The following is a 22343-nucleotide window of genomic DNA, read 5'->3' as shown; positions in this document are numbered from 1 at the left end:
ACTCCTTGTCTAGTCCAGTTATTTTAACACATTAATTATACAAAATAAGAGCGCCTCACAGCATTTGTGGCTGAGAGACGCTCTATTGTTAGGATTATTCCGTTGCATATTTCTGCTGGAATTGCGCGATTGCCTCGTACTCGCTTTCCAGCTTAGCGGAAACTTGAAGATAAATCGGCAACAGTTCACGATAAATCGCGGCATGCTGCTTGTTCGGATGATGCGCATGTGTGGAACCCACCATCGTGGAGACGACAGCCAAGGAATCCGTTTTCCCAACCGCATATAAACCAAGTACAACAGCGCCTAGACAAGAGCTTTCGAATGATTCGGGTACGATGATTTCCTGATCGAAAATATCCGACATCATCTGGCGCCATAGAGGCGAGCGGGCGAAACCGCCCGTAGCCATGATCCGTTTCGGACGTCCGATATTCTCTTCCATCGCTAACAATACCGTATACAGGTTGAAAATAACCCCTTCCAGCACGGCACGAATGAAATGTTCTTTATGATGACGCATATGGAGTCCGAAGAAGGATCCTCTTGCATTCGAATTCCATAGCGGCGCTCGCTCGCCGGTCAAATACGGATGGAACAGCAAACCGTCCGAACCAGGTTTAACCCGTGCCGCGATGTCCATCAATAAATCATACGGGTCAATGCCGAGCCGTTTGGCTGTCTCTACTTCGGCTGCTGCAAATTCGTCCCGTGCCCACCGTAACAGCATTCCGCCGTTATTGACTGCGCCACCAATCACCCAATGCTTATCCGTGAGCGCATAGCAGAAGATTCTTCCCTTGGCATCGGTCACCGGTCTATCCACCACTGTGCGAACGGCGCCGCTTGTTCCGATTGTCGCTGCGACGATGCCGGGCTCAATTGCATTAACACCTAGATTCGAGAGCACGCCGTCGCTGGCACCTACGATGAATGGCGTAGATGCGGCAAGGCCGGTCTCGGCAGCGAAGACAGCTTTCAGCCCCTGCAGGGAATGGGTTGTAGGCACAAGCCGGGACAATTGGCTCCTCGAAACCCCTGCAAGTCTAAGTGCTTCTTCATCCCAATCCAGATTTTCCAGATTCATCATACCGGTTGCCGACGCAATCGAATAATCGATCACATATTCACCGAATAACTGAGCAAATACATACTCTTTAATCGATATAAATTTGCTTGCCTGCCGGAACAATTCCTCGTTCTCATGTCGAAGCCACATTAGCTTCGGCAAGGGTGACATGGGATGAATCGGTGTCCCTGTCCGCCTATAGATCTCATGTCCATTCAGTTCCCGTTTTAGCCGCTCAGCCCATGCCGCGCTCCGGTTATCCCCCCATGTAATGCTGCGCGTGAGCGGCTTGCCATCGGCATCTACAACAATGACGCTATGCATCGCGGAGCTAAAGGAAACAAATAGGATCTGTTCGGGTTTTGCCCCACTTTGAGCCATGACACGTTTGATGGTAAGAAGGACTGCGCGAAATATTTCATCGGGATCTTGTTCGGCCACGGACGAGGTCGGCGTATATAGCGGATATCCTTCATCCGCTTTGGTGACAATGGTACCATTCTCTTCGAAAAGCACGGATTTGGTGCTGGTTGTTCCGATATCGACGCCAATCATATACATTGGTTGATTCAATAGATGAACCTTCTTTCCGATCAATTGCAAGTGATGCTGTAGCTGCCTTAAATCTTAAACGACTGTGCTTAGAAGCATGATGAAAATCAATCCCATAACGGACAAAATCGTTTCCATGACCGTCCATGACTTCAAGGTCTGCGGTACCGTCATATTGAAAAATTCTTTGACCATCCAGAAACCGGCGTCATTGACATGCGAGAGTATAAGCGAGCCTGCTCCGGTTGCCAATACGACGAGTTCTACATTGGCGTCTGGGGTTTGGCCAAGAATCGGGGCAATGATACCCGCCGCCGTTGTCATCGCAATAGTGGCTGAGCCCGTAGCGACTCGGATCAAAGCAGCGATGAACCATGCGAAGAAGATGATGTTCACATGGGCCGAAGTAGCAAGTGCTGCAATGGCATCGCCGACTCCGCTCGTGATCAACACTTGCTTGAATGCACCACCTGCGCCAATGATCAAAATAATCGTAGCCGTAGGTGCCAAGCATTCACTTGCAAAGCGCGACACATCTTCCTTGGAGAACCCTCTTGAGAAACCGAGCGAATAGAAAGAGAAGATAACTGCGATCAACAAGGCGATTACTTCATGCCCGATAAATTCGCAGAACCGCGTCACACTTGATGTAGCCAGTGGATCGATGATATTGGCCAGCGACCCGATTAGCATGAGAATAACCGGCGACAAAATCGTAAATAACGTAATTCCAAAGCCCGGCAGCGATCGGTTATCCGAGGATGCGAATTGCTCGGCCAACTTGGCCGGCGGCTCCGTGATAATCCGTTTACCTATAAACTTACCGAACAACGGCCCTGCAAGTATCGCAGTTGGCAAGCCCACTATGAGCGAGTACAGAATCGTTTTGCCCAGGTCCGCTTTATAGGCATCAATCGCAATCATCGGCGCAGGATGCGGGGGCACGAGACCATGTACGGTAGATAATCCGGCCAGTACGGGAATCCCGATTTGCAATAAGGACATTTTTGTTTTTCTTGCGACGATGAACACGATCGGGATTAACAGGATCACACCGACTTCGAAGAAGACAGGAATACCGACGATAAAACCGACAATCATCATTGCCCAATGTACGCGTTTCTCTCCGAATTTATCGATTAGCGTCGTTGCGATCCGTTCGGCTCCTCCGGACTCTGCCATCATCTTGCCGAGCATAGTACCGAGTCCGATTACGATCGCTATCGTTCCGAGCGTGCCGCCTAAACCGCCGGTAACCGCTTTAATTACATCCGCAGGTGCCATCCCCGCAAGCAAACCCAGCATTAATGCCGCAATAAGCAGCGTAACGAATGGGTTCCATTTAAATTTCGCGATAAGCGTAACAAGAAATACGATGGAAACGAGTGCCCATATAATTAACGTTACGTTGTGACTGAATCCAAAGATCGTGCTCATGATGAACCTCCTTTAATCATCCGGACTGCCCGGTTCTTGGATAGTATGGGCAGCAAAATCCCTTTCCACCAGCAACCGATTTCAATTTCTAGAAATCAAAGTATTGTATACTTGTCGACAACTTAAGTCAAACGCATATCCATGCGTCGATTTCGAATCACCTTTTATGAAATACTGTTATGAAGCGTTTGGATGGAATCGGCAAAATAAGCCCGAACCTCTTCTTGAATCAATGTAACTTCCTTCGATTCGAGCGCTTTCAAGAGCACGCGATGCTTCTCGATAACCGCATTCAGCTTTGTTTCTCCCTCGGAGAACACTTCGTCCGTTGTGATTAACATCACGGTCAACACAATATGGCGGATACTCTTCCATAGATGCAGAATTCTTGCATGCTTGGCTTCCGTAATGATCGCTTCATGAAATTGAAAATCAAGCCGAGAAAACTCGACACAATCTTTGTATTTCATTGCGAGCTCCATCCTGTCGATGAACTGCTTCAGGTTAACAAACAATGCCCCATGATCCCCCGTGGCCAGACGCTGCTGAGCGAAGCTTTCGATCAAAAACCGGACATCGTATAGTTCTTCAAGATCCTTCATACTGAGTCCGAGAACGACCGCTCCCATTCGTTCCAGGCGGATAAGCCCTTCATTTGACAACGTTTTCAATGCTTCCCTAACCGGGGACCGGCTTGTGCCGAAGTCGGCAGCAACCCGGTTCTCCGAAATGATCTCCCCCGGTTTAATCGTTCCCTTAATAATTTGCAGCCTTAATTCACAAGCGATTGCATCCCCGCGGGATACGCCTTGCAACCAAACAGATGGATACCGCATCAGGCTTCAACTCTCCTACACAGATCAATTTCGAACGTTAACATCGATAAGTATTATCGATTTTAACATAAATTCGGCCTCGGATACTATGCGAAGGTGAAATGCCATTACGAATTCCGGACTACGGCATGACCGCCGAACTCATTGCGCAGTGCCGCAACCACTTTGCCATGGAACGTATCTGCTTCCAATGAACGGTAACGCATTAATAAGGAAAGGGCGATTACCGGCGTACTGGCTTCCAGATCAAGCGCAGTCTCTACCGTCCATTTCCCTTCGCCTGAGCTCTTCATGATTCCGCGGATGCCGTCCAATTGCGGGTCTTTGGCAAAAGCCTGTTCCGTCAGATCCATCAGCCAGCTGCGAATGACCGAACCATTCGACCAAACGCGCGCAACTTCTTCGTAGTTATAGTCAAAGTCGCTCTTCGATAACAATTCGAAGCCTTCGGCAATGGATTGCATCATGCCGTACTCGATACCATTGTGAATCATCTTCAGAAAATGGCCGCTGCCGTTTTTGCCGGCATACAAATAGCCTTTCTCCACCGCGATAGCTTGAAACAAAGGCTCAATGATGACGAACGTTTCTTGATCGCCGCCGATCATGAAACAGCCTCCGCGCACCGCACCCTCGGTTCCCCCGGACGTGCCGACATCAAAGAATCGAATGCCCTGCGCATGCAGTTGTTCCGCACGAGCGATCGAATCCTTATAGTGCGAGTTGCCGCCATCGATTACGATATCCCCTGGTTCTAGAAGCGGTGCAAGAGTTGTGAGTACTTGATCGACAATTTTCCCTGCGGGAACCATGATCCATATGACTCGGGGAGCTTGCAGCTTATTCACCAATTCTTCTATCGTCTCAGCGGTTTCAGCTCCTAATTCCGCCAACTTCTGACCGGGCGCGGGGTTAACATCTTGAACCACAACTTGATGCTGATTTTGAAGCAAATTTTGCGCCAGATTAAATCCCATTTTGCCTAAACCAATCATACCTAATTTCATTTCGTTCACCTCTTAGGTCTACAAGTATACTTGTATACAAGTTATGGTGTCGATTTTACACCATGATTTATGATCTGTAAATGTTAAAAAAAGCAAACCTGTATGAAGGTTTGCTCTTGTATTCTTAGCTAATATTAGACTGACCCTAAGTCGATCACAAAGTTATTTATAGCCTTGCATAATCGTTTCCAAGTATTCCTCGATAGGAACCGACTTCCGCAGCTCCAGAAGATTGTTCCCTGCTTCGCCTACGACTGACCGGAATTTCACGATTTCTCCGGTTGCTTGCGCCGCAATCGCATCTACGATGGTTTGTGGATCATCTAGATTACTGGCATCCCTATTTTTATCTCCCCTTCTCATGGATCGTTTCGAGCTCTGCATTGACGCTCTTCATGATCGTAGTCATCTCTGTATAAGGCTGATCCTGCTGGTTAACCAAGCCTGTATTGAAATTCTCGCCATCTTTACGACCGGTAACTGCCTGATCATAATATCCAAACCAACCCGAGCCGACAAAGAGCGGATGGGCGGTCTGACTCTCAATGAAAGCTTGGAAAGCCGCACCTCTCTCCGCAATACTGGCTGTAGATGTTGCCGCACTGACCGGCGATAAACCTCGCTCGCCTGTGCTGAATGTATATTCCAGATTGAGCAGCGGTTTGCCGAATGCTTCATACCTGGATAACCAGCTTGCCTCTTTCGCGTACTGATCTACTGAAAAAGCATCTACATATTCCATAGCAGCCGAATCCCAATCCAGGCTGGTCCGCCAGGTAGGAACGACAGATGAACCTAAGAACAAATGGTTCGAATCGTATTTTTCGATAATACCGCGGATTGTCGAGAAGTAGGTTTTGGAGGCCAGCTTCATATAGTCTGAAACGTCAACAGCCGGAACGTCCGCGATTGCGATCGGCGTATTCTTTAAGCTATCGAATGATTCCGCACTCGTGCCAAGAAGCTCATTTACAGCTTGGATGTCGTTGTGATATCTTGGCGCAAGAAAATCCACAAACGCACTTTTTGCCGCAGATGTCGAATCATACGTCAATATTTCTTTTACTATATCGGTCGTCCATCCTGCCTCATTATCGTACGTATAGCCAATCAACCACCGATCATATTTCCCCTTCTGGAGCTGTGCACTTAACGCGTTATCGATAATGGATTCAGCTTGCGGATCGAATACATCGTATGTCCATTGAATCCTTTTCAAAGTCATCGGATCTTGCAATACCTGTATATAGGGAAACGTCACATGATTAGGTCTGCTCCATTTACTAAAGGCATTAAAGCCCCAGTCCATCAATCGCTTCTTGGTAAGCTCCTCCCATTTCGACTCGTAGTTGCGTCCGTATTTCTTCATCACGTTTGCGATCACGAAGCTGACTCTCTCGCCATTTAAGTCATTTGTATAAGCAGGGGCATACACGCTCGGATCAGGGAGCTCCTCGAACACCTTCCGAAGCGAGCCGTCTGTTTTCTTAAACGGCGTTCCGTATCCCCATTCCCAAATACTTGTCGCATCCACGCCTTTCAGAATGAATTTATAGCCGGCAGGAGTGATAAACCACCATTTATCATCGATTTGTTGGAGTCGGAAATAACCGGTAGCTTTGTACTGTCCCAGACTTTTAATACCGCCAAACTGATCATATTTAGAGCGGTCTAGTGATACCTTTGAGAGTGCATTCGACTCACTGGCATATTCCTGCTTCAATTGTGAATCAGTCGAAACCTTTCCGGCCCACGAATCATAAACCCATTGCCCGTATTTATCCACCATCAATGCATCTTTCTTCAGTTCAGCCTGCATCTGCTCTACGCTATAAGCGGCAGCCGGATTCTGCCCTACATCCCCGGTACCGATATAAACTTGCACTTCCGTAAGCGGGATATGCTGATAAGCATTCGCCCGTTTAATATCGATGACAATAAACCTAGCCGTCTTATTATCCATAGGGATGTTAACCGCATCATTCAAAGCGCTTCCTGATTTAACATGCTTGCCGGCAATATAGTAATAATCGGTTTCAGCCTCGGGACGGTATTTGACCGTAAATTGTTTATAGCCCCAGTAGCTGTTCGGAGAATTGAGCACGATGTTAATGCTCTCAAGCGGGTAGTCCTTTAGCAGATCAAACCCTACATGCACGGTGCCACTCGATGTTGCGCTCCCCATCCAACCGGCATAGGTCGTCATTGAGTCGTCAAGAAGCTTGCCGTTCGCTGACGAAACTAAGCCGGTTGCACCATAGTCGGGAGAGTTTCCTGCATCCGGCGCAGGGCTGTAATAATAATTGCCGGTTGTCAGCTTTATCCCTTCTGCAAGCGTTTCTCTTCCTGCTGGAATGAACGTGAATACCAGAATGAATACCAGAAATAGTCTAAGAGCGTCGCCTCGATACCTTCTATACCATTTACTCATAATTTACCTCCGCCTTCAGAGTCTTCGACAGGGTTGAGTTGGTAAATTAATCCTAAAACGCGTATATACACATATGAAGCGCTCTTTCTACTTATTTGCCGTAACCGAGCTCCTCCAGCTGTTTAGTCGAGGCATCCATGTACGCTTTGAAATTCATGCTCGATTCAAGCGTTTTAAGGAAGCTGTCGTACCCCGTTAACGGGGTTTTTCCATAAATGAATTTTACGAATTCTTCTTCGATGAACCGGCTGCTGTCCGCTGGATTGTACCCTTCAGGATTGGTCAGAAATCCGTTTAAGACTTGCATTCTTGGCTGATTATTCGCGAATTGAATAAATTGCGATTGTGGCGCGAATTTCGTTTCCAGATAAGCCATTTCCGGTCGGCCGGTAAACTGATACAGCCACGTGAATCCGGCTTCCTTCCCCATCAGCTCGGTCGGCGTAACCTTGTCGCCCTCTAAATTGTAGTGCGTTCCGTTAATGCCGAACTGCACCAGCATCGATCCTTCCTTGCCGGAAACATAGTTCAGCAGGTCGAATACTTTCTGTAATTTCTCCTTATTGTTTTCCAGCGCTTTCGGGATTGCATAGATCCCGGTTGTTCCCCCTACATCGTACGGACCGTCGTACTGGCCCCCCGGCCCTTTGGGAGGTGCGAGTTGAATCCAATTCGCGTTGGGGTTTACTTTCTTGATTTGTTCGGTGAATTGATCCTTACTCAAGTTTGGCCAGTCGATCCAGACTATGCCTGCTTGCCCCTTAATTGCTTTCTCCTGATGTTGAAGGCCGGTATTGGCCATAATCTCCGGATCGACTGCACCGGTGTCGTTAAGCTGTTTGATGAATGCTAGTGCATCTTTCATTGCCGGGTCATATAGAGAATTGGTCAGCTTTCCGTCCTTGACGTAGAATGTGTTCGGATCCCCAACGCCGAATGCGCCGAAGATCGGAGCGAACGTGGAAAGCTTGCTGCCGGTAAGACCAAGTGAATCCTTCTTGCCATTGCCGTCCGGATCCTGCTCGGCGAACGCCTTAACCACATTCAGAAATTCTTCGATTGTAGAAGGCGGCTGAAGGCCGAGCTTATCAAGCCAATCCTTGCGAATCCAATAGGTGTTGTAAGGGATGCTAGGCGCTTTCGGAACGGCGTACACTTTCCCGTCAAACGTTGTCTTCTTGAAGCTCTCATCGCCGATAAAATCCTTAACCGGCTGCAGCTTATCCGTATAAGGGGTCAAATCAAGCACAAGCCCCTGTTCGACGAATTGTTTAAGCGTTGCCCGATCTGAAACTTGAAATAAATCGGGAAAATTACCGGATGCCAGCCGCACATTCAATTGGTTTTTATAATCATCACCGGATGCGTACACGGTTAGATTCAAATCCGTCTGTATCGCTTTGTCAATCGCCTGTTTAATAAAGTCCTTATCCGGAGTCGGCAAATTGTTACCGGTTTCAATAATATCGAGTTTGACTGCATTTTTCGATTCGCCGGAGCCCGCAGAGTTTCCACCACCATTTGTTCCGGAAACTTCGTTGTTCGATGTCTTCGGAGTAGTCGAGGAATTGCTGGATGAACAGCCTGCAAGCACGCTGCTTATAAGCAGGATACTACTTAGCAGAACGGTAAAAGCTTTCATACGCTTCATGATTGAGGAACCCCTTTCTTGTAGGAACGCTTATATTGTTAAACCGGCTTGCCCCATTCCTGCAGTAATGAGTGGCCGAGTTTCAACCTTTGACAGAGCCTAACAGCATGCCTTTCGTAAAGTGCTTCTGCAAAAACGGATAAACCATAATAATGGGCAGACTTGCCAGAATAACGGAAGCCATCTGCAAGGTTTCGCTCGGTGTCATATTGTCTGCATTCTCGAGCGGCTGCTGCGTTTGGATCAAAATTTCCCGCACGACCACCTGAAGTGGGAACAAATTGCGATCCGTTACATACATAATCGCTTGAAAAAATTCGTTCCAGTGGCCTACCATATAGAACAATCCGATGGTTAGCGTTACGGGTATGGACAGCGGGATGACGATCTGCAGCAAGATTCGGAATTCTTTAGCCCCATCGATCCTTGCCGATTCGAACAGTTCCTCAGGCAGCGACTCGTAGAAGCTTTTCATAATAAGCACATTAAAGCTCCACACGAGGTTCGGCAAAATCATGGCCCAAATCGAATCCAGAAGCCCCATCGACTTCACGACCAGATAAGTCGGGATGATCCCGCCGCTGAACAGTAGAGTAAAAACCACCATCATCAGAAAAAAGTTGCGTCCCGGGAGCTGTTTGCGGCTGAGCGGATATGCCATTAATGACGTAATCGCGATATTGAGAATCGTGCCGATGACGGTTACCAGAACCGTTACCCCGAAGGCGCGGGGGATATTGGATTCCATGATTAGCTTACGGTAGGCATCAAACGTGATCGATCTCGGCACGAGAATGAAGCCTCCGTTTTTGAGCACTTCGCTGAATGGAGTTAGCGAAACGGATAAGACATAGAGCAGCGGAAATACCGCAATAAGTCCGCATAGGAGCAGGATCATAAAGACAACGGTATCGGCGATGCGGTCATTCGTGCTTTTTACCATATGCCCTCCCCCCACCGCTTCGCTAGTTTGTTCGACCCCAGCACCAGAACCAATCCGATTGCTGCCTTAAATAATCCAACCGCCGAAGCCAAACTAAAGTTAAGCTGCTGCAGCCCGGTCCGGAACACCCACGTATCGAGAATGTCGGCGACGGCATAGACTTGAATGTTGTACATGATGTAAATTTGCTCGAAGCCTGCATCAAGGATATGGCCCAGGTTCAGGATCAACAGCATAATGACAACGGTCCGGATGCCGGGAAGTGTAATATGCCAAATCATCCGCAGTCTTCCTGCCCCGTCCACCCGCGCCGCCTCGTAAAGCGTTGGATCGATGCCGGCAATAGCCGCTAAATAAATGATGGCTCCCCAGCCGAGATTTTGCCATATTTCCGATCCCACCAGAATGGACCGAAAGTACGACGTTGAGGTTAGGAAGGGTATCGAAGTTCCGCCCGCACCCTGCAGCCACTGATTCAACAATCCGGAACTTTGGGAAAGCAGCGCGAGCAGAATTCCGTATATGATCACCCATGAGAGAAAATGCGGCATATACGTTAAGGTTTGGATCAATGATCGAAACCATTTGATCCGGCATTCGTTTAATAGCAGCGCCATCGCAATGGGAGGTATCATCCCAAAAAGCAATTTGTAAACGCTGATCAGAAAAGTATTGGTAAGCAGCTGTGCGAAATAAGGCGAGTGAAAAAAGGTTAAAAAATGTTTGTTCCATGGGCTGGCCCATGGGCTCGACCAGATCCCATCCATGATATTGAAGTCTTTGAAAGCTATAATGACGCCGTACATCGGGATATATTTGAAGACAATGTAATAAATAAGTCCCGGTAAGAGCATCAAATAAAAAGCTTTAAAGCGCCAAACCGTACGGAAGAAGACGGAGATCATCCCTGGTTTCAACTCCGAATTTTGGATGGATTGTGCTGCAATCCGCTGGTTCATAGGTTCACCTCGCATCTTTGTAAGCGCATTCAGTAGCGCAAACCAAGTATAGCAAGACGAACAGGGTTTCAACTATGCAGTGATCTTGCGAAATGATGAACAAAACCGACAATTATTTAGACAGGGATCGTAATGCAGACGACCGTCCCCACATTTGGCAGACTGCCGATCCTAAGCCCGTAAGCCGTGCCATAGTGAAGCCGCAGGCGATGATGGACATTCGCCATCCCGATGCCGGAGGAGCGCTCGCTGCCAGATGCAGCCGTCTGCTCGTCAAGCACCTTCCGGAGCTTCGCCTTGTCCATCCCAGCGCCGTTATCGCGGACAAAGAACCGCAGTTTCCCTTTACGTATGGAACCCCGGACGTGAATGAGCCCGTCCCCACTGCGGCTTGGGGCGATACCGTGGAAAACGGCATTTTCCAATATCGGCTGAAGCGTGAGCTTCAAGATGCTGCACGAGAACGCTTCAGGATCGATTTCCTGAACGAACCTGAATTTGTCACCATACCGTATTTTCTGGATTTGCATATACATGTTCAATCCATCAAGCTCTTCCTTCACCGTTAGGAATTCCGACGTTTTATCGAAGCTGAGCGATAATACGCCGACTAGCGCTCTGATCGTATCTTTAACCTCTTGCGTCCGATGCTGTTTAGCCAAACTTCCGATGCATGCCAGCGTATTGTACAGAAAATGAGGGGCAATCTGGCTTTGCAGCACCTTCAGCTCCAGCTGCTTCTTTCGTTCTTCCATTTGCTTTGTTTCCTGCAGCAGATTACGAATCCGCTCCATCATGGCATTAAAGCTTAGCGTAAGCCGTCCGATCTCGTCTTCCCTCTTAACAACAAGGCTTGGGATCACGCCCATATCTTGCACCCGATCCATCTTGACTGCGAGCATCCGTACCGATTTGGTCATATAGCGAGACATAACAAACGCCATGAACAGTAGAATCACGAACCAAATGCTGGCAGCAGCCTTGTAATTATCGAATAAGCGAATGACGTTATGATAAAAGTAACGATCTTTGATCAGCACAAGCAGGGTCCAGCCGAGCCGGTTCTGACCGGATTTCACGACAACCAGCTTGCCGGTCTGCCCACTCACATTACTTGCTGTTATGGGGAGCCCTGCGAGCTCCCCGACGAACGATTCGGGGAGATCATCGTGATACGTGCCCGGTTTTTGAGGCAGGATGCTATTATCCCGATCGAATGTAACCACCTTGTCCTTATCGGACATAATGACGAACGATTGATAGGAATCGGACGTCAATTCGCTGATTTTACGATTCAGATTATCCAGATTCAGCTCAATAACCGCGACGCCTATAATGTCTCCGTTGCCGGCGCTTACCGGTCTGGAGATAGCTACCGTTTCACCGGAGAGCGTCGATACATAGGGCTGGCTCACGACCGCCGCTCCATAGGTTTGCTGCGACTTCGCATAGATTTCGCTTAGCTTCGGATTGCCGATAATATCGTAATTTACCTGTGAGCTGGCGTATACTTTACCATCCTTTCGGATGATATACAGCGTTTTTACAAGTGCGCTGTTATTCTCGGTTATGAACCGAAGCGATTCGGATATTTTGTTGCCGTCTCCTTCCTGAAGCAGCTTGGCGTCTGTCGCGATTAGCAGCAGTACATTCCGGCTATTGTCCAGATACGTATCAAGAAACTGATTCGTGCGCGCGATCAAGGTCACAGAGTCCGATACCATTTGATTCTTAAACAAATCGGCTGCCCGGTAGTAATTATTCCAAGCTAATAGAACGAAGAACGTGAACGTAATCAAAAATAAGAACAGAAACTGCCTCGTCGCGAGACTCCATCTCCTGTACCAGCGATAGATTCGGTTCATTTGCCATCATCCTTTGTCATCATGGTCAGCCGATCTCAGCTCGGTTGGAGCTGCTCCGGTCCATTCGCGAAATAGGGCGGAGAAATATCGATAGCTCGGAATGCCTACCTGCTGAGCAATCTCATAGACTCTGAGCGAGGAATGCTGAAGCAAATCTGTCGCCTTCTCCATTCTTTTGCCTGTCACGAAATCATGGAAGGAAACACCCGATTCATCCCGAAACAATCGGCTCAGATAATGCGGACTCAGCCCCACCTCCCGGGAAACGGCGTTAAGCGTGATCGGATTCTCCAGGTTCGCTTCAATAAAGGCCTTAGCTTCCGTGATTTCAATACGGCACTTCTTGCCCCTGCCGGTGGACTCGATTTCATGAACAAATGCTTCTATCAAATCATTTAAGGTAGCGGCACCGAGGATCTGGCATGACGATTTCCACCCATTACGGCTTGGAGCAGCTTGTTCCCGATGCCAGCCGCGCAGCCAATCGGCAATAAACGTCCGCAGCTCTTCCGGCACAATGTGACTGTTCAATGCCCAGTGCATGAAATCCCCGCGGATGTATTCGGCCAAATGATCCCGGTTCCATTGTGCTTTATGCAGCTTGGCTGACACATCATTCACCGATTGTTCGTCAAGTGAGATTGGCAAGGTGGGAGGAGTCGCAAATACTCGGCCTACGCCATCATAGAAAACCACATACGGTTTCTCGCAAATACCTTGGTACCTAACCGCAAAATCCGACCCACTCCGAATAGGCTCGCTTATGATGCCATAAAGCCTGTATGCACCGCTAAGGAAAGGCAACTTTTGATCAAGGAATTGGTATAGCTTCTCCGTTAACTCCTCCAGTTCGAAGTCTAAATTCGGCGGATTGCCATTCTCTATGCGGAATACCAGCACATAGATACCGTTGTCGCTATCGGCCGGAATCCAATGGAACGGCTTCAAACGCTCTTGTGAGGTCAACAATTCTTCGCAAGCATGATGTACGAGTAGACGGCCTGACTTTCTAGTCTCCACATGAAGCGCAGCAAGCTGTAACGGAAGCGGAGTTTGGAAAGCAGCTTGCAGCCAGGCGTCGGGCTCGCCATCATCGGCAGTTTGCCGGGTCCGCTTCATCAATTGTTCGGACAATTTCCAGCGTTGTTCGTCCGCCTCGTTACGCTGCAGCGATTTCTCGCGATAAACGATATCTTTCGCCCGCACTAACGCCTGCGCGAGATCACTGTCATCCATGGTAACTTTCACTAGGTACTCGATCGCACCGAGCTTAACCGCTTCCTTCGCATAAGCGAATTCGGAATGGCAGGTAAGCAGGATGACCTGGATATGGGGAAACTCCGACTTCAAACAACGAAACAGCTCAAGTCCGTTCATGACCGGCATCGTAATGTCCGTTATGACGATATCCGGTGAAAGGCAACGGCATAACCTTAGCGCCTCCTCGCCGTTCTCCGCTTCACCGATCCATTCGGCATGATGCTTCTCCCAAGCGAACAAGCGAAGCTCCTGACGTATAGGTAGTTCATCATCGACAATTAACACCGTTAATAAATCATTATTCATTCGGCACCACCCCGAAAGAAGCTATGTGTATATGGACAACAAAAAGATGGCTTGCACAAAAGCTGCATAACCATCTTTATTTTTCGTACCTATAAACTATTCGTACACCCTGACTTCGACAATTTCGGCGCACCGGCTGCCGTTTGTTGAATACGCTACGATTCGGATTCTGTCACAGGTCACCGCCGTATCCAGCTTATGGATGCGCTTGCGTTTATGATTGTTTTGTTCTTCTGATACAGAGGTCCATTCACCGTTCGCGTAGACCTCAACGGAATAATTCTGAATGAGCTCCGGCATGCTTGCAAATAGCGTGCGGTGATGGTGCAGATTGATCAAGTCCTCGTTCACGTCGTCATTAAACGTAATGTGGACTGACCGTATATTCACCTGTTTCGCCCAGGTTAACTCCAACCACTCTTTCGCGTCTTCCCCCATAGCAGCGGACGACCACAGATGCGGGCCGGCAAACGGACGGGCGAAGCCGTCAATGGCCCTCTCAGGCGAGAACGCATTTGTTCGTGAAAGCAAACGGAAACAGATCGGTTTGCGGACAAACGGTTTCATGCTCCATTGAATAACCGGCTGTGACGGCTGATGGTTCTCGAGGTCTGCGGAGACGATTGGTTTCGCTCCTTTCACAAAGGCAAGCATTCCTGTTTGCTGTTGATCGGACAAATGCAGAGAAATCGAATCGACCGCTTTAATGATGAGGAAGGCATTTTGCGGTGCAGCCGGTTTCCATTGCAAATCCAGCTTTACCCACTGCCTTTCTCCAATTCCCACTTGTGCCGATGCAACCGTCTGCAGGGTATGCGGGACATAATTCTCGCCACGGCCGGTATCCCACAGCTCCACAGTAAGCGTCGCTGCTTCAGCAGCATCCACCAACAACTCGATGCCGTTGATGTCCGGATCCGCCGGAATCAGCAAGCCGATGTCGGACTTTACGGGATACACCTCCACCGGCGTTTCTACCGTTAGTCTTGTCAATGTGCTCGATGCCTTAACGTTCGCTTTCAGAGCCAGGTCCGCCGAATCTTCGTTGCGCAAGCCGATGATCGAGGCGTCCTGCTTGAGCATGATTTGTTGCAGTTCACGCAGATGGCTGTTATGCAGCTCGCGAGGTGTAATGCCCTTCTCCGCGCATAAAGCGGCTCCGGTGCCGGCAGCTTCCCCGATGACGGCACAGGTTGCCATTACCCGCGTCGTTCCGAACGCGACATGAGAAGCACTTATATCGCGGCCGGCCATTAGCAGATTGTTAACGTTTACGGAATATAACGAGCGAAACGGAATATGATAGATGCCGTCCATATGAAGATGTTTCGAACCGCTTTCTGTCGAATACATGCCTTGCGGCGGGTGCAGATCGATCGACCATCCTCCGAATGCGACGCGGTCATCGAATTCGCGCTGCGCTACAATATCGTTCTGATTAAGCACATAATCGCCGACAAACCGCCGGTACTCTCTTTTTCCCGGGATAGAGCCCACCCACTCCAGTGTCATATGATCGGCGTCAAACTTGCCGGAGTTCTTGATATAATCCCAAATGCCATAAATGGCTGCCCACAGCTCATCGCGAATCAGCTCATTATCATGAACGGTATCGTACTCTCCGCCCCATTCGATCCACCAATAGGCACAGCCGTTATCGCCGCTGCGAATGACTCGTTTCATCGGAATCGTCGTTTGCGTGATATCTTTGGCGAAAGAGGGCGGGATATACTGTACAGGATAGCCTGCATCCTTCGTATAGAACAGAAGCGTGCTGCCAAGCGTAATATCATCAGCTACGTCTGGTGCCCAATCCTCATTGTATTCGTCCTTCGATTCGCGGCCGACCCGGTACTTGGCTCCCGCGAGAAACCCAACCAGCCCATCGCCCGAACAATCGAGAAACACGTCGCTTTCGAAACGGATCTTCCGTTCCGAGCCCATCATCCAGCCTGTAACGGAACGAATCGTCCGGTTATCCTCGTCGCCGCAGGCCTCAACTTCATGTACATCCGTGTTGAGAAATAAGCGGATATTGGACTCCGCACGAACCTTCTCCATTATGACCATATCCCAAAAATAAGGATTTCCATCCTTATTGCGGAACTGGTTCTCAATGAACAATTCCCCCATAATGCCGGTTTCCCTAGCATAGCGGTGAGTTCCGTGCGCCGTAGCGCCACAAACCCATACCCTCACTTCACTGCTGGAATTGCCGCCGAGCACAGGACGGTTTTGAACCAGCGAAACCGTTCTGCCCTGCCGGGCTGCGGCAATAGCTGCACAAACCCCTGCAAGTCCGCCGCCGATAACCGTAATATCCGTCGACACGACCTCATTTCTCATAGCCCATGCACTCCTTATTTGAAATGAATATCTTTAATTTCATCTTATAAGATCCTCATTTTAAATAACATGCATTGTATTACGTGAATTGATATACTTTATTTCATTAGATCAACTGAGGTGGAAGCGCGGATGAAATACGATTATTATGCAAAGCTGGTTTCGCATGTGCACTGGAAACACAAAGAACGGTTTGCACTCGACCGTGATATTTATCCTTACTGGACGATGTTCGCCGCTCAAGAGGGCAGATTTCATTTCGCCATCAATGAACAGGAAGGAGAAGCAGGCTTCGGCGACTTGGTGATCTGCCCGCCGAATACCTGGTTTCATCGACGAACGATCCATACACTCAACTTTCACTTTCTCCATTTCAATTTGGAAGCGATATCTGGGGAGGATACAGTAACGGATACGGAAACGGATTCCGAATTCGAGGTGGGATTTCAGTTAATGGGGAAAATCAGCATAGCAGATGAGGTACGTTTGTCGTCCGATTTACGTTATTTGAACAAACTAGCTCCGGAACGCAACCAGTTCGCACAAGCGAATAAGCAGCATTTATTAAACGACCTGATACGACTTGTGACACTGGAGCGCGGAAATGATCTGAAACCAGACCATCCCGACATCCCTCCGGAGCTTCAACAGGCGCATCAGCTCATGACGGCCCACGCCTATGCACCTTTAAACATGCGAAACTTAGCGCATTCACTGAAGCTTTCACCGGTTCAGCTGACCCGTCGATTCCGCGCCGCATATGGAGTTACACCTTCCGAGTTCGTAACGGAACTACGGCTCTCCCGAGCATGCCGGCTGCTTGAGGAAACCGATCTCAGCATCGACAGAATCGCATCCCGTTGCGGATACGAGAACGGCTTTTATTTAAGCCGCGTTTTCCGACAAAAGCGCGGCATGACTCCATCCTTTTACCGGAAAACGCATCAGGTGTAGCACTTTTCTCTACTAATACACTCACTTTTTGCTTTTCTTCGATGCCATCCAGAAAACGAAGATCACAATGGGGATAAATATGAACCAAGGAATATTAATGGTACTCTGGGTGATAAAAGCGAGCGCCAACATTCCTACTGCGCCAAGAATGAGCCAAAGACACCCTCTACCGAACGTTTCCATGCGAACGTCCCCTCCTCTCCACCTCTTAATCCAATTTTTGTTAAATCGATTCCCATTAATAAAACGGCGCAGGCAATAAAAAGTTGCACGGCTATGTATCTCAGCACAATAAAGGGCTGCCTGGCTGGCAGCCCCCATCATAAAAAACTAAAGTTATTTCTGCGCAATTTGAATAAGGTTGCCACATGTATCGTCGAAGACAGCTATCGTGACATTTCCCATTGTTGTCGGTTCAATGGTAAAACTCACGCCTTTTTCCAGTAAACGTTTGTGCTCACTGTAAATATCAGCGACGCCAAACATAGTGGCCGGGATCCCGTCAGCAAATATCTTTCTCTGATATTCTTTGGCTGCCGGATGGTTATTCGGTTCAAGCAATAACTCCGTACCACCTTCATCTTCGGCCGAAACTAGCGTTATCCATCTAAATTCTCCGACGGGAACATCATGCTTCTTTACAAAGCCCAACGTTTCGGTATAAAACGCCAACGCCTTGTCTTGATCTTGTACAAATATACTGGTAACTATGATTTTCATTTATTATTTCCTCCTTGAAATGTTCGATTCGTCGTCAGAAATTTATTACTAAACTTACTCTAACCATCCTTTCAGCAAATCTTTAAGGGGTTCTTTGTTGAATACGATGATGCGATATTTTCCCTTTTTTTCTGATTTAACGAGCCCTGCTTCTTCCAAAGCAGAAAGATGTTTAGCAATCGCCTGCCGAGAAATGGACAGCTGGTGCTTCATGATGAGTCGTACAGTAAGTTCATACATCGTCATCTCATTGCGTTCAGACAGTTCGTCTAATATAAGCCGCCGAGTCGAGTCGACAAGTGCTCTGAAAATAGCGTCGTTGTCCCAAGTCATACCTCGATTATAAGCAACCCCAGGGTTGCATGTCAAGAATTTAGCAACCCTGGGGTTACATGATATACTATGCGGTGTTTTTCTATCCACAAAATGAGAAACGGCAGCCACTTGGCTGCCGTTTCAGGCTGTCGAACAAGTCTCGAAGGCCATTTTATCTTAAAATCACTCTAACGAATCGTGAGAGCCTTATTCATGCGAAAACAGCTCCAAATTAATTCTAACGAATCGTAGAAGTCTTATTTAAAGGATTTGGAGTGCAAAAGGACATATTGACACCCAATAAGACCTGTAGGATTCGTTAGCGTTTCAAATCGAGACATTTGCCCTCAATAAGGCTTCTGTGATTCGTTAGAGTAAACAGATAAAGCCACTATAAAGGGGCTTTGTCAACTTCCTGATACGGCAGCCATATGCTGCCGTTTCTTACATGCTTCGCGGAAAAGCTTATTGTAACAGCTTTAAGTATTTTTCAGCTTCCTTAAACGCAGGAGAATCTTTCATTTCTTCATACAAGGCTTGGAACTCTTCGGGGTTAAAGGTGCCGTTATCGATCTGCTTAATGAACTCATCGATTTTTTGGTTGGCCTCAGCAGAATGTGCTGCGAGCTGTTCGTGAATGTTCTTCAACTTCGCCGGCGGCTCCGTCTCCGTAAGTTTCTTCAACTCTTGTTTTACAGTCACTAGTTCTTTTTTAATTTCCTTTTCCGCTGACTTATCAGTTGTGACAGTGGAATCAGTGCCGTTCATTTGATTTTCTTTTGCTTTCTGAATGAGTGCAGGCATCTTCTCATTCACCGCACTGACTGTCGATACGGTCTCTTTGGTTTGTTTGGCGAATTCTACGGTTCCCATAATCGTGTCTTTAAAGTATAAGAATGTTCCGCCTAATACAACAACAAGAACACCTAATACGATAAGTATTTTTCGAAACATTCGCTTACCTCCAGAGATAGTTCTTGTGTAGTTAGACGCAGTGGACAACGAATTTGTTGCATTCATTCGGAGGCAGTGAGTCTTTCCCTTACAAGATCTCGATATATCCTTCTGTTCCATGGACGCGAATTCGCTGCCCGTCTTTTATCAACTTGGTTGCATTTTCTACCCCGACGACTGCCGGTAAGCCATATTCGCGTGCGATCACGGCTCCGTGGGTCATCGGTCCGCCAACTTCGGTGACGAGTCCTTTGATGGATACAAACAATGGCGTCCAGCCCGGGTCGGTAAAGGGGGTCACCAAAATATCTCCTTCTTCCAGGTTCGCCTCTTCCATGCGTAAAATAACACGCGCGCGTCCCTCAATCACGCCGGATGAAACGGGCATACCTACAAGAGCTTCGGCTGGGATATTCTCTCGATCATATACACCGGCAATGATCTCGCCATCAGACGTAATAATACGTGGAGGCGTTAATTTGTCGTAAAGTTTGTATTCTTCTTTTCGTCTGCTGATTATCCGGAAATCGAGTGAATTCGTGCGTACGACATCGCAAAGCTCTTCAAAAGTCAGATAGAAAATATCTTCTTTGTCAGGAATGACGCCTACTTCAACGAGCTGTTCCGCTTCTTTCATTAATGCCTGCTTATATACGAAGTAGCGACTAACCATGCCGTATTTGGGATATTCCCGATAGCCGATGAAATTCCGAACTAAGCTGATCATATGCTTCGTCTCTTCCGCTTTCTGTTCACCATCCGGCAATTGCATCAGTCGCCCCAATAACTCTTGTTCTTTCTCTAACGCTTCTTGACGTCCTTGCTCAAATTTCCGAATACCGGCATTAGGCTCAAAGTGTTTGATGTTGCTCAGAATCATTGGGACAAGCGTTAGCGGTTTTTCACGCCAACGAGCCGTAGTCACATCGATTTCACCGGCACATCGCATCCCGTATTTATCGAGATAAGCGTGGAGCGCGTCCAGCGTTTCCTGACCGCCATCAACGTTTACGAGTTCTTCCAGCTGATGATCTTCTTTCATATGCTGCAAATATGCAATGACTTCCGGATAAGGGCGAATCACATCTGCGACAACCATCAGCGCCAGCCCCATTTCCGAAGTAACATTATGGGGAACAGATTGAGTCAAGGTGTCTACTGCGTTCATTTCGCCTAACCACTCGTTTATTTTCTCATTGATCCATGTTGAAGCATTCATTGCTGACATAAACACACGCGTACTTTGCGGGTTAAACAAAATTCGCTTTAATTCTTGAAAATCTTCTAGTATAAAGTCCATTAGATCCGGTCCTGTTTTCGTTTGAATATTTTGTTTTAACTCGTCTATCGATGTTTGACTTTGCTTGATTAAATCTGTAACGATAGACGGATCGATTTCGATTTGTGCCGGTATTTCTAGAATGCTTCTGCCGGGACTTGGTGCTGATGCTGCTGATGCTCCATTCGGTAACAATTTAATGAAATCTCCGCGATCTAAGATGGATTTAAGTGCGTTTCTGATGAGCGGATCGGATTTACCCCATGTGTTTAAAATCATTTCTCTGCTGGCTGGCGAAGCCAACATTGGAGTAACATCTACAAACAACCTTCCGCCAGCTCTACGCATCGGCGCCGGAGTCGTTAATAGGTAAAAGGATAAGCCCAGCGGTTTAATGGCATCGGTCATCATCTGTTGGTGGCCAACTGAAATATAGACGTGGTTTTCTTGATCATTCGCTTCGGGAATGGGGTATAAGGTCGTGATCGGACGACTCTGGACGATAGAGAAAGTATCCTGCGCCATACACCACTCGATATCTTGCGGGCTGCCAAAATAAGCTTCAATCTGTCTGCCGATACTTGCCAATCGTAAAATTTGCGGCTCGGTAAGGGTTTGCGCTGTTTGCAGATCGGGATCGAGCTGTATGGTTTCCGTTCCGCCTGATGGAAGTGCATAGATCGCCAGTTTCTTGGCTGCGATCCTTGTATGGACGATTTCGCCTTCCCGCACCTGATAGTTATCGGCAGAGACTAAGCCGGAGACTAATGCCTCACCGAGCCCAAAGCCGGCATCGATGGATAGCAGCTTGCGGTTCGAAGTAATCGGATCAGCGGTGAATAGAATCCCTGACGCGTCCGGGAAAACCATCTTTTGAACGATAACGGCTACATGGACTTGGCTATGGTCAAATCCATGTTGAATGCGGTAGATGACTGCGCGATCCGTATATAAAGAAGCCCAGCATTTGCGGATATGCTCCAAGATCGCTTCTTTCCCGATGATATTTAAATAAGTATCTTGTTGCCCTGCAAATGAGGCATGGGGTAAATCTTCTGCAGTCGCACTGGAACGCACGGCATAAGCATGTTCATCACCAAGCCCGGTAAGATAGTGAGTTACAGCGTCCACAACATCGGGAGGCAGGTCTACTTCCATAATGCTTTGTCTAATCTTGCTGCTGATTTCACCGATTAGCTCCCGGTCTTCTGCTTTCAGTTCGGATAATGTAGCCACCAAAGTGTGATACGTTTCGTTGTGTTCGATCGCTTGCCGATATCCTACCGTCGTGACGCAAAATCCTTCGGGCACTTGGATCCCTTCAATCTTTGCCAGTTCCCCTAGATTCAACGCCTTACCGCCAACGATTGATAGCTGCGTTTGTTCCATTTCCTGAAAACCGAGAACCAAAGCGTTCATTCCAAATCTCTCCTTCATCAACAATTTGAGAAAAACCATT

Annotated in this window: 18 protein-coding genes; 1 reads left to right on the top strand and 17 read right to left on the bottom strand. The window is 48.0% G+C overall.

Annotated features, from left to right (window positions below):
* Positions 1-94: 94 nt before the first annotated feature.
* The 12 genes from gntK to AC50Y3_RS04805 form a co-directional block, all read right to left on the bottom strand.
* Complete coding sequence (gntK, locus tag AC50Y3_RS04860) at positions 95-1630, bottom strand: gluconokinase (RefSeq protein ID WP_494817798.1); 1536 nt, start codon at positions 1628-1630, stop codon at positions 95-97.
* Between the two features lie 66 nt (positions 1631-1696).
* Positions 1697-3058: a GntP family permease gene (locus AC50Y3_RS04855; RefSeq protein ID WP_494817603.1), complete on the bottom strand. Its 1362-nt coding sequence runs from the start codon at positions 3056-3058 to the stop codon at positions 1697-1699.
* 164 nt (positions 3059-3222) lie between these two features.
* Positions 3223-3894 (bottom strand): GntR family transcriptional regulator, encoded by a 672-nt coding sequence (locus AC50Y3_RS04850; RefSeq protein ID WP_494817602.1) that lies wholly within the window; start codon positions 3892-3894, stop codon positions 3223-3225.
* A 107-nt stretch (positions 3895-4001) separates the two neighbouring features.
* Complete coding sequence (gene gnd / locus AC50Y3_RS04845; protein WP_494817601.1) at positions 4002-4901, bottom strand: phosphogluconate dehydrogenase (NAD(+)-dependent, decarboxylating); 900 nt, start codon at positions 4899-4901, stop codon at positions 4002-4004.
* A 162-nt stretch (positions 4902-5063) separates the two neighbouring features.
* Positions 5064-5264: a hypothetical protein gene (locus AC50Y3_RS04840; protein ID WP_494817600.1), complete on the bottom strand. Its 201-nt coding sequence runs from the start codon at positions 5262-5264 to the stop codon at positions 5064-5066.
* Positions 5248-7332, bottom strand: coding sequence for a hypothetical protein (locus tag AC50Y3_RS04835; RefSeq protein ID WP_494817599.1), 2085 nt, complete (start codon positions 7330-7332; stop codon positions 5248-5250). The genes AC50Y3_RS04840 and AC50Y3_RS04835 overlap by 17 nt, the downstream gene beginning before the upstream one ends.
* A gap of 91 nt (positions 7333-7423) precedes the next feature.
* Complete coding sequence (locus tag AC50Y3_RS04830; protein WP_494817598.1) at positions 7424-8983, bottom strand: extracellular solute-binding protein; 1560 nt, start codon at positions 8981-8983, stop codon at positions 7424-7426.
* Positions 8984-9065: 82 nt separating this feature from the next.
* Positions 9066-9926 carry a carbohydrate ABC transporter permease gene (locus tag AC50Y3_RS04825; RefSeq protein WP_494817597.1) on the bottom strand — a complete coding sequence of 287 codons (861 nt, stop codon included), beginning with the start codon at positions 9924-9926 and terminating at the stop codon, positions 9066-9068.
* Positions 9920-10831, bottom strand: a complete 912-nt coding sequence (locus AC50Y3_RS04820) for an ABC transporter permease (RefSeq protein WP_494817797.1) — start codon at positions 10829-10831, stop codon at positions 9920-9922. Before AC50Y3_RS04820 ends, AC50Y3_RS04825 begins: the two co-directional genes overlap by 7 nt.
* A 170-nt stretch (positions 10832-11001) precedes the next feature.
* The gene (locus tag AC50Y3_RS04815; RefSeq protein ID WP_494817596.1) at positions 11002-12750 is read right to left on the bottom strand and encodes a cache domain-containing sensor histidine kinase; all 1749 of its coding nucleotides are present in this window, start codon (positions 12748-12750) and stop codon (positions 11002-11004) included.
* 6 nt (positions 12751-12756) lie between these two features.
* On the bottom strand, positions 12757-14316 hold the full coding sequence (locus tag AC50Y3_RS04810) for a response regulator (protein WP_494817595.1): 1560 nt from the start codon (positions 14314-14316) through the stop codon (positions 12757-12759).
* A 96-nt stretch (positions 14317-14412) separates the two neighbouring features.
* Positions 14413-16662 (bottom strand): FAD-dependent oxidoreductase, encoded by a 2250-nt coding sequence (locus tag AC50Y3_RS04805; RefSeq protein WP_494817594.1) that lies wholly within the window; start codon positions 16660-16662, stop codon positions 14413-14415.
* A 132-nt stretch (positions 16663-16794) separates the two neighbouring features.
* Here AC50Y3_RS04805 and AC50Y3_RS04800 point away from each other — a divergent pair, with 132 nt between their 5' ends.
* On the top strand, positions 16795-17616 hold the full coding sequence (locus AC50Y3_RS04800; RefSeq protein WP_494817593.1) for a helix-turn-helix domain-containing protein: 822 nt from the start codon (positions 16795-16797) through the stop codon (positions 17614-17616).
* Positions 17617-17637: 21 nt separating this feature from the next.
* On the opposite strand, the gene AC50Y3_RS04795 is transcribed toward AC50Y3_RS04800, so the two are convergent.
* The 5 genes from AC50Y3_RS04795 to ppsA form a co-directional block, all read right to left on the bottom strand.
* A complete protein-coding gene (locus AC50Y3_RS04795) occupies positions 17638-17799 on the bottom strand; it encodes a hypothetical protein (protein WP_494817592.1) in 162 nt (53 codons plus the stop codon).
* 153 nt (positions 17800-17952) lie between these two features.
* Positions 17953-18336, bottom strand: a complete 384-nt coding sequence (locus AC50Y3_RS04790) for a VOC family protein (protein WP_494817591.1) — start codon at positions 18334-18336, stop codon at positions 17953-17955.
* 54 nt (positions 18337-18390) lie between these two features.
* Entirely contained in the window at positions 18391-18669 is a 279-nt protein-coding gene (locus AC50Y3_RS04785; RefSeq protein ID WP_494817796.1) for an ArsR/SmtB family transcription factor, read from the bottom strand.
* Positions 18670-19116: 447 nt separating this feature from the next.
* The gene (locus tag AC50Y3_RS04780) at positions 19117-19605 is read right to left on the bottom strand and encodes a DUF6376 family protein (protein ID WP_494817590.1); all 489 of its coding nucleotides are present in this window, start codon (positions 19603-19605) and stop codon (positions 19117-19119) included.
* A gap of 88 nt (positions 19606-19693) precedes the next feature.
* Positions 19694-22303, bottom strand: a complete 2610-nt coding sequence (ppsA, locus tag AC50Y3_RS04775; RefSeq protein ID WP_494817795.1) for a phosphoenolpyruvate synthase — start codon at positions 22301-22303, stop codon at positions 19694-19696.
* Between the last annotated feature and the right edge of the window lie 40 nt (positions 22304-22343).

The organism is Paenibacillus sp. J22R98, assembly GCF_059383835.1.
The sequence above is the reverse complement of the archived record's forward strand: the minus strand, read 5'-3'. Positions and strand labels throughout refer to the sequence as shown.